Annotated in this window: 8 protein-coding genes and 1 pseudogene; 5 read left to right on the forward strand and 4 right to left on the reverse strand. The window is 43.4% G+C overall.

Going from position 1 to position 14,430, the window contains the following annotated elements; all coding sequences use genetic code 11:
* Positions 1 to 16: 16 nt before the first annotated feature.
* The 3 genes from HBH39_RS05960 (at position 17) to HBH39_RS05970 (ending at position 2,402) form a co-directional block, all read left to right on the forward strand.
* Entirely contained in the window at positions 17 to 676 is a 660-nt protein-coding gene (locus tag HBH39_RS05960) for a fumarylacetoacetate hydrolase family protein (RefSeq protein ID WP_167676488.1), read from the forward strand.
* 1 nt (position 677) lies between these two features.
* A complete protein-coding gene (locus HBH39_RS05965; RefSeq protein WP_167676490.1) occupies positions 678 to 1,544 on the forward strand; it encodes an SMP-30/gluconolactonase/LRE family protein in 867 nt (288 codons plus the stop codon).
* A gap of 66 nt (positions 1,545 to 1,610) precedes the next feature.
* Positions 1,611 to 2,402: a fumarylacetoacetate hydrolase family protein gene (locus HBH39_RS05970; RefSeq protein ID WP_167676492.1), complete on the forward strand. Its 792-nt coding sequence runs from the start codon at positions 1,611 to 1,613 to the stop codon at positions 2,400 to 2,402.
* A 287-nt stretch (positions 2,403 to 2,689) separates the two neighbouring features.
* Here the strand turns inward: HBH39_RS05970 and HBH39_RS05975 are convergent, their stop codons facing one another.
* On the reverse strand, positions 2,690 to 3,049 hold the full coding sequence (locus tag HBH39_RS05975) for an MmcQ/YjbR family DNA-binding protein (protein ID WP_167676494.1): 360 nt from the start codon (positions 3,047 to 3,049) through the stop codon (positions 2,690 to 2,692).
* A gap of 252 nt (positions 3,050 to 3,301) precedes the next feature.
* Here HBH39_RS05975 and lgt point away from each other — a divergent pair, with 252 nt between their 5' ends.
* Positions 3,302 to 4,081 (forward strand): prolipoprotein diacylglyceryl transferase, encoded by a 780-nt coding sequence (gene lgt, locus HBH39_RS05980; RefSeq protein ID WP_167676496.1) that lies wholly within the window; start codon positions 3,302 to 3,304, stop codon positions 4,079 to 4,081.
* 428 nt (positions 4,082 to 4,509) lie between these two features.
* The gene (locus HBH39_RS05985) at positions 4,510 to 6,213 is read left to right on the forward strand and encodes an FAD-dependent oxidoreductase (RefSeq protein ID WP_167676498.1); all 1,704 of its coding nucleotides are present in this window, start codon (positions 4,510 to 4,512) and stop codon (positions 6,211 to 6,213) included.
* A gap of 250 nt (positions 6,214 to 6,463) precedes the next feature.
* On the opposite strand, the gene HBH39_RS05990 is transcribed toward HBH39_RS05985, so the two are convergent.
* The 3 genes and pseudogenes from HBH39_RS05990 to HBH39_RS06000 all read right to left on the reverse strand — a co-directional run bounded on the left by HBH39_RS05990 (position 6,464) and on the right by HBH39_RS06000 (position 14,407).
* Positions 6,464 to 6,721 (reverse strand): hypothetical protein, encoded by a 258-nt coding sequence (locus HBH39_RS05990; protein WP_167676501.1) that lies wholly within the window; start codon positions 6,719 to 6,721, stop codon positions 6,464 to 6,466.
* 49 nt (positions 6,722 to 6,770) lie between these two features.
* Positions 6,771 to 8,399, reverse strand: coding sequence for an eicosapentaenoate synthase subunit PfaD (gene pfaD / locus HBH39_RS05995; protein WP_167676503.1), 1,629 nt, complete (start codon positions 8,397 to 8,399; stop codon positions 6,771 to 6,773).
* A gap of 9 nt (positions 8,400 to 8,408) precedes the next feature.
* A pseudogene (locus tag HBH39_RS06000) lies at positions 8,409 to 14,407 on the reverse strand (beta-ketoacyl synthase N-terminal-like domain-containing protein).
* Between the last annotated feature and the right edge of the window lie 23 nt (positions 14,408 to 14,430).

Here is a 14,430-nt window from a genome sequence, read left to right on the forward strand (position 1 = left end):
CATTTACGAGTAGTTGATGCAGCAAATTCAAATAGCTAGCAAGGCTGATATTGTTCCTTTTAAAGTGGTCTGTGTTGGGCGTAATTACGTTGAACACATCAAAGAGTTAGGTAATGAAGTACCAGATGAAATGGTGGTTTTTAGTAAACCCAACTCAGCAATCAGTTCACAGCTAATCGCTGTGTATCAAGAAGAGCTACATTATGAAGCTGAGTTATGTTTTGTTATCAAGCATGGTCAGCTCTATGCTGTTGGTGTGGGATTAGATTTAACCAAAAGAGGTTTACAAAATAAGCTTAAAAGCCAAGGCTTGCCATGGGAGCGTGCAAAAGGGTTTAATGGTGCAGTTGTATTTAGCGAATTTATTGTAATCGAGCAAGTGACTAGCGACTGGTGTTTTACCCTAACCATAGACAATGAACTGGTTCAAATAGGCCACTCGTCATTAATGATGTATCCCCCGCAAGTGATTTTAAACGAGCTACAAAGCTTTATGCACCTTGATGATGGTGATGTGATCATGACAGGTACACCCAAAGGTGTCGGCAAAGTGATCAAAGGTGCGAGATTTGAGGTTAAGTTGTGGGCTGATATCCCCTTTACCACAGAAGACGAACTCGTGAATAACCTGCAGCAATTAACGCCGTTAATTTGTCAGCAATGGCAGGCAAAGTAATATGAAGCAAGCAGTCAGTGTTTTTGACTCACGGGTGAATTTATTGGCCGAGAGCCCTTTATGGCATCCACTGACTAGCACCCTATATTGGGTTGATTTTCCCAATAATTTGCTAAGAAGCCGTCACGGAGACACAACGCAGGAAATCAAACTTGCTGAAATGGCTACAGCAATTGCTTGGATAGATATTGAACACTTATTGTTGGCTAAACCCAGCGGCTTATACCAATTTAATACCCATACTCATGCTGAAACCCTTCTGGTTGCCATAGAAGCGCAGCGCGCGGATCTTCGCAGTAATGATGGCCGCGCCGATCCTTGGGGCGGATTTTGGTTGGGTACTATGAGCAGAGAAGGTGAAGAGGCAATAGGCAGTATTTATCGATGGTATCAATCTGAACTACGCTTATTAGTCTCTGAAATTGGCATTAGTAACGGCCTATGTTTCGATAAATCCCGTCACTTAGCGTATTTTGCTGATTCAGCTAAGCAGCAAATTTTTTCAATCAAACTTAATGATTTAGGATGGCCAATTGCTAAACCAGAATTGTTTATGGATTTTTCAGCATCAAAAGATGTCCCCGATGGTGCAGTTGTTGACGCTAAAGGTAACTTGTGGGTAGCCTTATGGGATGGGGCGGGTGTTGTGTGTATTTCCGCTGAAGGCGAGCTATTGCAGCGCATCGATGTAAAAGTAAAGCGCCCGACATGCCCAGCATTTGGTGGTGAACGAGCCCATATTTTATTTGTGTCATCAGCTCAATTGGGGCTAGAAACGCAAGCGGCAAAGACAATCGCAAATGGCAATATGATCCAATTTGAACATGGTACAACAGGACTGTTTGAGCCTGCAGTTAAAATCAAATAAGCATTAGTGCTAAAGACTTATAAATCAATATAATAGACTTTATTTATATCATTATTAGGAAGTTAAATGACCGAACAAGCCGCATTAAAAACATTAGCTAGCCATTTAATGAGCCAGCGTACTGCACTCAAACCGGCATCAGAACTTGCGGCTATTGCGCCGCAAAGCATTGATGATGCTTTTTATGTTCAACAACAAATGATTAAGTTGTTTGGTAAAGAGATTGCTGGTTGGAAATGCTTAGTACCACAACCCAATGACCAGCTTATATTTGCACCGATTTTAGCCGATGCGGTTGTTCAGCAAGCGGCTTGCCCAATGATAGCTCATAGAACTACGGAGCAATCTATCGCGTTGATTGAGCCAGAAATTGCGTTTGTATTAGGTCAAGATATTGCCCCTAACCAGCAATATACAGATGCCCAAATTGATGCAGCCATGAGTGGTGCGTTTATGGCATTAGAATTGATTCAATTAAGATTTAGCCAAGACTACAGTGCGTCTAACCTTGAAAAGTTAGCAGATGGATTAAGTAATCAAGGCATTTATATTGGTCCTGAAATTGATATTCAGGCGGTTTACCAAGCGAGTGAGGTCAGTGTTGAAGTCACTGAGTCGCCAGCTGGTGGTGATGAGCAAACACAACATTTTGATGGCAAGCATCCTTGCGGCTTACCACAAAGCCCTATTTATTGGTTAGTTAATTATTTGGCGTCTAAAGGGGTTGGGCTTAAAAAAGGCCAAGCAATTATTACGGGATCTTATGCTGGTGTCGTTAAAGTCGCTATGAATACCCCAGTGACTATCCGTTATGAAGGGTTAGGTGAGTTCCAAGTTAATTTTGAAGATAAGCTTTAATGAATTAATTTGTGGTAAGACAGTTAATTGATTACTCAGTGCTATTAGCGAGTTTTAATGTAGGAAATTCAGGGGCATTTATTTTGCCCCTGATTTGTTGCTTTATCTAGCGAATATCTTGCTCGAGTTTAATACCAGTCCTAATAAATAACTGATCACTCTCGCTTATGAAATACCCGATCACTGCCTTAGATTTTTTGGTTGTAGAATAAATGCTTATCAAAAAAATCTGCCTTGTTATCACGTATTTTTCTACGCTATTTATGGCCAGTTATTTATTGTGATTGTCATAAATGTAATTTAATTGATGTTTGATCTTTTTTCGGCATGGAATTTACCACTAATAAAAAAGAATTATCAATCAGGCGTTTCACCTCGCCATCAGGCACAGTGCAGTCAAAATAAACTGATATCCAATGTTTTTTATCCATATGGTAGCCCGCTGTAATGGCAGGAAAAATGTCTCTTAAAGCATTGGCTTCATCGGGATCGCATTTGAGGTTTAGCATCAATAAATCATTACGTTGCCCAATTAAAGCAAACATTTTGTTCTTTACTTTAAACACATGGACATCTTCACCAAAAGGAAAGTCAACATGGGTTTCTGGCTTGGCCAGTAGATATTGTTGTAATGATTCAAAGTCCATCTGAATTCCTTTTACCTTAGAAGATGACAAGTTACTTTTTATCATAGTTTTGATTTTAACCGCTTTTCAAGTAGTTCTTTTTTGATTGAGTTGTATGGGCGACCTTGTGTTGGCAGTTAAAGAAGTTCTTTTATTGAGTTATATTGAGCGTGAAAACAATTATCTCCTTGAAATTAAGCAGTTAAGAGGGTAATACTGCACTCATTAACGGATAACAAATTTGCGTCAATCATGCGATAGGGAGCATCAATCGTGGAACATTTAGTGTGGAACTTAGATCCTGTACTGCTGTCTTTTATGGGCCTTAAAATACATTGGTATGGGGTTCTTTTTGCCACAGCAATTACCACAGGCTTTATGGTGATGAAGCGGATCTATGCGCTTGAAGGACTCGATACAGAATCACTTGATGATTTATTGATTTATAGTGTTGTTGGTATTGTTGTAGGGGCCCGCTTGGGCCATGTTTTTTTCTATGAGCCAGGATACTATTTGTCTAATCCTTGGATGATATTAGCCATTTGGAAGGGCGGGCTGGCTAGTCATGGTGGCACCATAGGCATGATATTGGCCATGTATTTTTATCAACGTAAGGCGCAAATACCGTTTTTATTTTTGATGGATCGCATTGCTATTGCGACGGGAATTTTTTGCTTTTTTGTGAGAATGGCAAACTTCACCAACTCCGAAATTGTTGGTATTCCAACGGATAAACCATGGGCCATTATTTTTGAGCGTATTGATATGTTGCCTCGTCATCCGGCTCAGTTGTATGAAGCAATCACTTATTTAGGGCTCTTTATCGGCATGTGGTTGCTTTATCGTTTTACCCATATAAAACAAAAGCAAGGGGCCTTGTTGGGGCTATTTTTAGCGCTGGTATATGGTTCACGTTATTTGATTGAGTTTGTTAAAGTGAGGCAAGCCGAATTTGCTCAAGATTGGAGTATGAGTGTGGGGCAAATGCTCAGTATTCCATTTGTCATCGTTGGCTTGTTGCTGTTTATTATGCCATTTGTGTTGAAACGCTAAATGTCTATTGCTCATTTAGAATAAAGGTCATGGCTCACAGATATATGTGAGCCATGGCTAAGTTTGTCGTCATTAAGTTTGTGTTGTTCAACTGAACAATGGTTAGTTTGCTCCTTAATTTCTGCGCTTCTGACTGGAAATCTGTCTTTAGTTATTCGAGGTCTTTCCTGTACTCATTTAGTCACAAATCCTTATCACATATCCGTGGTTTTAGTCTAAATTGCTGTAATATTTATGTTTTATAAGCATTATTTAGTTATACCAACAAGCACTAAAATTAGATAAATTTGACATAAGGCTTGTGTATTAGAAAAATCTTATGGATAATAAGGCTTATTCAGTCAGCAATCACCACAATGACTAAAGCATGTATAACAGGCAATGACCTTATACTGGTATTTAGCAACTGTTGGTTTCAGGAGAGAGTCATGGTTAAAATTTTAATTATCGGCGGCGTTGCCGGTGGCGCTTCAGCTGCAGCGCGCGCACGTCGTCTAAGTGAAGATGCAGAAATTATCATGTTTGAGCGAGGCGAGTTTGTCTCGTTCGCAAACTGTGGCTTGCCTTATCATATTGGTGGTGACATCAAGGAAAGAAGCAAATTATTACTGCAAACTCCTGAAAGCTTTTTAGCGCGGTTTAATGTTGATGTTCGAGTGAAGCACGAAGTTATCGCAATTAACTCCGCCGCCAAGACTGTCACAGTCAAAAATCTGCAAACTGGTACAGAGTACAACGAAAGTTACGACAAGTTATTACTCAGCCCAGGTGCAAGTCCGATTGTGCCGCCTATTGAGGGTATTGATAACCCTCTCACCCATTCATTGCGTAACATTCCAGATATGGATCGCATTCTTAACACCATCAAGATGAATAAACCGGAACACGCCACTGTGGTGGGTGGCGGCTTTATTGGCTTAGAAATGATGGAAGCCTTTCATCAAATAGGCATTAAAACCACCTTGATTGAAATGGCGGATCAAGTCATGACGCCAGTTGATCGTGAAATGGTGGGCTTTGCCCATGCTGAAATACGACAGCAAGGTATCGATTTAAAATTAGGCGTTGCACTGCAAGCGGTTGAGTTTATGCCAACTGAGCATGTCGCGAGTATTGAGTCTGGTGAAAATGAAGCTCATCAACATCTGCAAGGTCAACTTAATCTAACGTTAAATAATGGTGAAACATTGACCACAGATCTGCTTATTATGGCCATCGGTGTTCGCCCAGAAATCACCCTGGCTAAGCAAGCTGGTTTACAAATTGGCGATCTTGGCGGTATTTATACTCAGCCAAATATGCAAACCAGCGATCCTGATATTTATGCCGTTGGTGATGCCGTTGAAGACCAAGACTTTGTAACAGGTAAGCAAACGCTTGTGCCGTTAGCTGGGCCTGCTAACCGTCAAGGGCGGATGGCAGCAGGTAATATGCTTGGTCGTAATGAAACCTACAAAGGCACACAAGGCACAGCAATCTGCAAGATTTTTGATCTTGCAGTGGCTTCAACAGGTCAAAATGAGAAGCAATTAAAGCGTGATGGCGTTGATTACCAAAAAGTGTATGTGCATGCCGCCAGTCATGCCAGCTATTACCCAGGCGCTGAAATCGTGTCGTTTAAAATGTTATTTTGTCCTAAAACAGGCAAAATTTATGGTGCTCAAGCGGTCGGAAAAGACGGTATTGATAAACGCATTGATGTGATGGCCGTTGCCCAACGAGCCGGGATGACAGTTGAACAGCTACAAGACCTTGAGTTGACCTATGCACCGCCTTATGGCAGCGCTAAAGATGTCATCAACCAAGCGGCATTTGTGGCCAATAACCTAATAAAAGGTGATTCAACAGCCATACATTTTGATGAGATTGACCAGTTAACGGCTGATCAACTCTTGTTAGATGTTCGTAACCCCGGAGAGCTTGAGGCCGGTGGTAGTATCGCTGGTGCGATTAATATCCCGGTTGATCAACTGCGTCAACGTATGAACGAACTGCCAAAAGATAAAGAAATCATCATCTACTGCCAAGTTGGTCTACGTGGCAACGTCGCTTATCGCCAGCTAGTTAACAATGGTTTTAAAGCTCGTAACCTTATTGGTGGTTATCGCACCTATAAGTTTGCTAAAGCATAAAGTGTTTTGAGGTTTTGTTGTTCATCAAAAGCCAGCATGATTTGCTGGTTTTTTGTTTCTCGATAGTTTTACTTTGATTAAACTGTGTCTATGGCAACATAATTAAAAGGGCTTAAATACAACCCTAAATACCCACATCTGTAAGATGTGAATACCCTTAAATGTGGCCAACAAAAAAGGCACCTTTCGATGCCTTCTTAAACTCATTACGCAATAACAAATCAGTTATTCCAACAAACAATTTTACGTGTTATTTCAACAAGGCCACAGCTTCCATGTCCAGTTCAATATCGGTGCAACCTTTTGCACAATAAATTCCCGGTAATTTATCACTTGCCTTGGCATTTTTACCGTTAGCCGGTAACACTAAGGTGAGCGGCTTTTTACATTCGCTGCACTCTGCAGTGTTACCTTTCATCATGCGCTTGATCAGATTCTTTTGCTGATTAAACGATGCCAATGTTGTGTCATTCACTGCTGAAAAATCTAGTTTTTGTGTTTCGCTCATTACCGCTACCTACATGAAAATTGACTTAGCTTGATGAATTAATGACGATTTACTTTACGCTATCTTTTGGACGCCAGCGTTGTAATTCAACAGGAATTGCTACGCCTTGAGCGGTCAGTAAATTAATACGTGCCTGATAAGCGGCGCCGTGCATCAAGTGTTTTGCCAAGTCTACCGCATTTCGCTGGGTATAATCATCTAAATAGCTGCCTTTTGCCCATTCGTTGAACGCGCCAAGTGCAGGACCTGCCCAAATTTGGTAATCCATTTCACGGCCCACTTCACCTGAATTAGACCAGCGGCTTGAAAGGCCAAGATACCAACGGAAAATAAGTGCCATTTTTCGCTTAGGGTTACCTTGTGCGCGTTCGATTTGCTTCGGATCTCGCTCGTTAAAATGCGCTACAGTTCCTGCCCAAATTTCATCAAGGCTGGCACGGAACACTTGTTTTTCAAGCTTTTCACGTTCTTCAGTTGGAATCGCTTCGATTGATTCATAACGGGTATAAATTTCATAAAGCTTATTGGCGCGCATTGGAAATAGGGTACCGCGTTTAACCACTTGCAGTTTCACGCCCATTTCGAACATGTCCGCAGCGGGTGCCATAGTTACGTCAGCCATTTCAGTGGTGGCAAGTAGTTTTCGAGTATGATCACTGGCGCCCGCTTCAACACAGGCTTGGTTAATCGAGCCGGTAACAATATAGGCTGCACCCATATTAAAGGTTGCCAGTGCCGCATCCGGCGTGCCGACACCACCGCCACAACCAACACGAATGGGTGGGTTGTAGTTATATTCAGCTTGCACCTTGTCTTTTAAGGCCAAGATGGTGGGCAGTAAAGTGACTAAAGGACGGTTGTCGGTATGGCCACCTGAATCTGCTTCTGCAGTGATATCGTCTGCCATAGGAACAAGCTGGGCTAATGCCATTTGCTCTGGGGTGATTAAACCTTCATCAACCAGTTTTTGCAGTATTTTGGCTGGCGCGGGTTGCATGAATTTAATCGCCACTTCGGTGCGGCTGACTTTAGCGATAACTTTGTTGGCAATAACAATGTCACCATTGGCATCTCGGCTTAATCCTGCTGCACGGTAATAAACAATTTGTGGGGTTAAGCCTAAAAATGCTGAGGCTTCCACGGTGCGAACTTTATGTTTTAAAAATAACTCAACGCTGCCACGTTCAAGGGCTGGCTCACTTGGACTATGAATTAAGTTAAACATGTATGGGCCGTTGGGCAGCGCAGCTTGAATGCGCTGTATGGCTTGCTCAACCCGTGATGGGATTAAACCTGCTGCACCAAATGAGCATAAAATTCCGGCTTTGCCCAATGCAATAACGAGTTCTTCAGATGAAATACCATTCGCCATTGCGCCTGCGTAGTAAGCGTATTTAACGCCATGTACACGGCGAAAATTACTATCGCCTAGGCTTTGGGTGCCCAGCGCTGGGGCAAAAGCGCTGACAGGTAAGTCTTGGCCTATATCTGTTTTGTCTGTCACGACTTGGGCTGTTTGAGAAACCCCTAAGCCTTTTTCTGGATGGTTGATTAAGTAACAGGCTTTATTTAAGTCTTTTAACTTATTACCAATAGCGGCTATATCAAAGCTGGCATCTGCGTTCGCCACTTGCCATGGCCATGGAGATAGCTTTTCGTTTTGAGTGCTAATTGTCATTATTAATCCTTATGCCTCTTCGATACAGATTGCGATATCTTTTACTTCGTAAATTCTTAAGCCATCTTTGCTTAAGTTTGCGTCACCAATAATGATGCGTTTGCCGTTTTCATCTTTCACGGCACTAATATGCACGTCTAATGACATTTGCTTGTTCAGCGGGTTAATTTGACCGCGGTACTTCCACTTTATGTTAGATAAAATCTGGCCAAACTTAGGGTTAGCGAATCCTTTGCCTAAGTCTTTACAGATGGCGTAAGTTTGCATTAACTCGATAATGGCTTCAACGCCTAATGAGCCGGGCATGACAGGATCTTGATGGAAATGGAATTGGAAGAACCAATCACTTGGGTCAATGGTGCGTGACGCCGACAAGTAACCTTGGCCGTATTTACCGCCTTTATCAACGATTTCTGCTTTGTCGATAAAGTTAAGCTGACCGCCTGCTAAGCGATAATGAGGCTGATTAGCGGGGGCATGGAATACCCGTGACTGCTTATCGAGTAAATCGACTGTGATATCCGCAGCAACATTATTGTCAATATGCCAAGGTTGGGTTATACGGCCGTTATCAATACCCAACTGGTTTTTAAGGGCATCACCTTTGAAGTAACCAAATACCGCGCTGCCTTTATAAAATGGCTCGCCATCAACACTTAAATCAAAAGTGAAACTTTGAATAATATTGCTACCAGCAATCACGGTGGATAGTAGCTTGGAGTCATTGACAATTGTTTTACCGCGTAAATCAATATCTCGTAATAGCTCACCGCTACCATCAAGATTACGGAAGAATAGCTCTTGGCCCGGGAAGCCTAATGTGGTGCCCATATAGCCCGAGATAAAGCCGTTCGGTTGCAAAGAGATTTCCATTAATACCGAGTAAGGCATCACGGCAGGGTGACTGTTTTTAGCAAAGTACCACGCATCTGCTGGCACTTCGTATTCAGCGATACACGATGACGGTTTTTTCAGCTCGCCACGTTTGCCTTCAATGTCAACAATACGGGTTGTTAGCTGTAAATCACCACAGGGAGTACGTGGTGGGATAAAGCCACGGTAGATGCTGAAGTCTGGGCCAAAACAGTTTTCAATGTTGCCAGTCGCAAATTCAAATAGATGATACGCCGTGAAGGGGAGCGTATCAGGGGTACGATTGGGGTAATCAGGAATAAGCGGCGCTGCAACATGTTTAAGCGGAATAACGCCTTTGTTGGTTGGCGCTGTTAAATCTGGAATTTGCGCCATTAAAGGGGCATTTGCGCTAGCTTGGCCGGCAGTTTTGTGAGTGTTGGCGCGGTTAAGTGTCGCTGCAACATTGCTGCTTAGGCTTGCGGCGTCAGTTTGGGCAGGATAGCGAGTACATTCACTTTCTTCTTTAATCATCACCCCAAGGTTTTGGAAATCCACCACCGCTTTGCCATTAAGCAAAATATCGATATTGGCTTTGGCGTATGGGCGAGGGTGAATGCCAATTTCGGTCACTTCCATGCGGTAAGTTAGTTCACCGTGTTGCGGTAAAACCTGACCCCGACAACGCACTTTTTGCGAGGCATTTTCAAGGGGTTGGAAACGACCATTTTCAACCAAGGTATGCATGCCAATATGCAGCATAAAGAACTGCAATAATTGGCCGCAACCTTCTGCCATTAACGAGCCAGCCATCACTTGATCGCCCTTGAAGTGGCAAGGGAAGTACCAGTGATCGGGCGCTAAAGTTTTATGGCCTTCAATAAAACCTAAACCCCATGCACCACCATGAACATCTAGGTTGCTAACTTGTTCAATCATCAAGAATTTTTCAGAGGCAAAACATAATGACTCTTGTTTGCCTGACGCAACTTGATGGTTGTGATGCTCACCTTTAAAACAGCTGCCAATATCGGCATTTAATAAATGATGAATTTGGCCATAATCAAACTGGGTTTGAGCACAATACAACAATGGCTGAAAACGCGGTTTGTTCGGATTATTTAACGCGTTATTACGTAGCTTGATTTCATCTTCAGTGCGAATAACCCCTTTGCCGTCAGCCAGTTCTTGGTCAGTAAAGAACCCAGCACAGCCGCCGTCCATTTTTAGGATCATCTTATCGCCAACAAAACACTCGTAAGAAAAGAAGAATAATAAAGTATCGCCATTTTTAGCGAAGTTATTAATCTTGATGTCATAACGCAGGGTGTCACCACCACGGGGTAAGTCATCTAAAAAGGTTAAGGTACAATCAAGTAAACGATAAACCCGCTCACCTTTGTTTTCAAAATCAATGCCTAAGTAACTGATCAGCATTAAGTCACATTGACCAGATTCAACCGCGACAGCCCAAGGGATTTGGCCATCAACTAAATAAGGGGCATCCACTGGGATGTCATATTCAGTGGTCATGGAGCATGGCTTATATTGATTCATGGTGGCATCTAATTTAGTGACCCGTGATACCAATAAGTAATCAGTGGTTGGTAGACGTACTCGGCGTGAGTAGTTATCAATCACAGCGTAGTCAGGGCCAAACACTTTGGCAATGTCGCCTTCTGCGTATTCAACTAAGTCGGCATAATTCCAAATACAAGGTTTATCAGCTGGCGTTGGCGCTGTGTAGGGCGGCACACTGGCATGGTTTGGACGCAGTATCTTTGCTGGCTCTGCAAGCACATTTACGGCTGGTGTTGTTGCAGTTTGGTCTGCTGCACTAGGTTGCCCTTTGATTTGTGCAAGTTGTTGTTTAAGCAGCTCTTCAGCCACTTTTAAGCCTTCATTACGGCTTTTTAAGAATGCCAGTTGCGCTTGATGGGCCAACCATTGGTTTTGTTCAAAGGCAGATAAATGTGCTGGTGGCAGACTCATTTGCGCTAACTGCACAGAAGAAGCTGGCAAAGGTTGTGATTCTTGTTTAGCTGGATTGAGCTGAGTAGAACGATCGGAAAACGGCATAGGAGACTCTGTTATTGCTGATGGTATTTTGCCCATCGCTTGATGAATTGTTGAGCTAGCTTGCTGCACCGCCATTTGAGGCGCTTCAAAATGACCTCTATCAGCCATGGCTGTGACAGTGATTGCTGATACCGGTTTTATTTGGGCTGTTTTAGCGCGAATACTGGTAAGCTCAGCCAGTGGCGTATCCACGATATGCTGGTAAATATCGCGCCCACCTAAGCTAACCTGCTTAACTAGGCTGAGCTTTTTAGCCGTTTGCTGCTGAATATCTGTGTTGACTCGTTGCTTGCAGGCATCTTGTTGGCTTGGGTTTTGGCTGAGCAATACTTGTGAGCATTGATTTTCGCTTAAACTTGCTACAACCGTATGCTGAGTTCCAGTTTGCTTCGTTTGAGTGAATATGCTGTGCAATAAACTGGTAATACCTGAGGCTGCAAAAGTATGGCCGATATAGTTTTGTACTTGGTTATATTCGGCTTGGGCATATAGCTGCGATAAGACCTGAGCATGATTAATGTCTAAGCTTGCTAATGCCTGCAAATCGGGAGCTTGGTTTAGCGCAACGGCATGAATATCAGCTGCGCTTAACCCTGTTTGAGTGAGTAGGTTGTCAGAGATTGCAGCAATATTGTCGATATGACCAAAGCTAATACTGTCAATGGTGGCGTAACTCTTGATGCTCGGGCTTGTGGTGTCATTATCAACTGCACCAAGGGCTTGATGGATTAAATCCATTTCAGTTGTTGCTAGGTTAGCGGTTTGCAATACGATGGCACCTGCACCTTCACCTATCACCAAGGCTGGCGGTTTAGCGGATTGCTTGGCCGCTTCACAGGTTTGGGCAAGTGATGCGGTTTTAAGGACAATATTTTCAATGCTACCGGATAAGTCTACAGCAGCAATAATCACTGCTTCTAACGGGGCTTGGCGAGACTCCATTGCCAGAAGATTTTGCGCCACATCAAAGCAGCGGTTAACCGATTGCTCGCCTGCTGAAATGGTAAATGCTGGGCCGTTAAAGTCCCATAGTGATGAAATTCGTGATGCCATAATGTTGCCAATAAAACTGGTGTATTGATTCAGCTTGGCGGCATCTAATACGCTATCCATTGCAATGGTTTCAAGGGCTTGGTATTCACTTTCTGATAAGTTAACCCCATGAGCTTTTAGGCTTGCAGCAATTTGGGTGTGCAAGTTAACACGGCCACGGAACTGATGTAATTCCAGTTCGGTTTCCATGGCCACTAATACGGCCACTTTGCCGCCCGCTTGTAAGCCTGCATCATGAATGGCTTCGTCTGCCACTTTCATTAATAACAATTGCTGTGAAATTAAGCGGTCATCTTCATTGGGCGGCACTTTAAAGCGTAAAAAATCAAAATCAAACTGGTCAATATACGCACCTTTGGGGGCGCTTTCGCCTTCAAGGTGAACACCAAATTGAGCGAGTAATTCAGGGTGCTTGTTTAAGCCTTTCCAGCGTTTTTCAGGCAGGGCAGTAAATGATGTTTGTCTGGCTTCTACGGCGTTAGCAAAGGCATTAATGCTTGATAAAGGCCCAAAGTGGGCGGCCATACCTGTGATATGCATGGGTAGTTGAGCATTCACCGAAGCGCTTGCTGTTTGAGGCTCTTGAAGCGGAATCGCTGATGCTGGCGCTTTAGCTTGATAAGATTCAAGTAATAAATGGGCGTTACAACCACCAAAACCAAAGACCGAAACGCCAGCATGGCGGGCGTGATTGCCTGCTTTATCAGGCCAAGGCTGCACATCACTGGGCAAGTTGGCTGCGCCAAAGGTGCGATTGGGTGAGTTAATCGGGGCGCTAATGTTAATACTGGGGGCAACACGCCTTGGCGCATGGCAAAAATCATTTTCATGATCCCCGGCATACCAGCAGCGGTTAATAAATGGCCAAGGTTAGATTTAGCTGACCCAATTAACGGCGCATGACTGCCATTGAGTTTATCGGCAAAAAAGCGCTCCATTGAGGTCAGTTCAACTTTATCGCCAAGAGGGGTGCCGGTGGCATGACACTCAATCACTTCTATATTGGCAGGGCCAAAGTGTGCGTCATGCATTGCCGCATCGGCATAAGCGCGTTCAAAGGCTTTGATTTGGCCGTTGCTATTTGGGCTAAGTACAAATTGGCCTTTGCCGTCATTCGATAAACCAATTCCGCACACTAAAGCGTATATATGGTCGCCATCTCGCTCGGCATCTTCAAGGCGTTTGAGCACAAGTACTCCCGCACCTTCACCGGCAAATAACCCTTTTGAATTGCTATCAAATGGCGCCGAAATACCGTGGTCAGGGTAAGCATGGAAGATGGAAAAACCCATATTAATAAAGAAGGGGTCGGCACCAGAGACTGCCCCTGCTAACATCATGTCAGCTTTGCCAGTATGTAGGTAATCACAGGCCAGTTTTAATGAGTAAACTGAACTGGCACAAGCCGCATCTAAGCTTAATTGCGCCGCACCTAACCCCAAGGCATCGGCGACCAGTTTTGATGCATTATGGGCGATAGCACCGTTAGATATTGATGCCTGCTCTGCTTGGGGTGATTGACCGTTTTGATTAAAGGATTGCAGCGTAAAATCAGTTTGTTGCAGTTTAGCTTGTAAGGCTTTTTCTACCACGCTGTGATACAGCGGCACAAATAATTCGTTTGATTTGGCCGTAGGGAAAGATAAAGTGCCCATCACAATCCCTGTGCGGTTAAGCAGGGCATTATATTGTGGGTTATTGATATCTACGCCAGCATCAATTAAGGCTTTACGAGCGGTATCGGTGGCCCATAAAAAACTGTCGTCTAAACCGTTAAATTGCTGAGCGGGAATACGGTAGCCTTGTGCATTAAAGCTAAAGTTTTGAATGTAGCCGCCTTTGTCACAATAAAAGCGATCAGACTGACCTTGCACGCCCTGATAATCGGCTGGTTCTGCATTCAGTTTTTGACGGCTAATGGTGCTACGAGAATCCTTTTTATCTAACAGGTTTTGCCAGAATTTTACCGGCGTGTCTGCGTCAGGATATTGCGTGGCTAAACCAACAATGGCAATTTTTGGCATATTGGTTTGCTTATAAATAGAAG

The organism is Shewanella aestuarii, from assembly GCF_011765625.1.
Classification (GTDB): domain Bacteria; phylum Pseudomonadota; class Gammaproteobacteria; order Enterobacterales; family Shewanellaceae; genus Shewanella; species Shewanella aestuarii_A.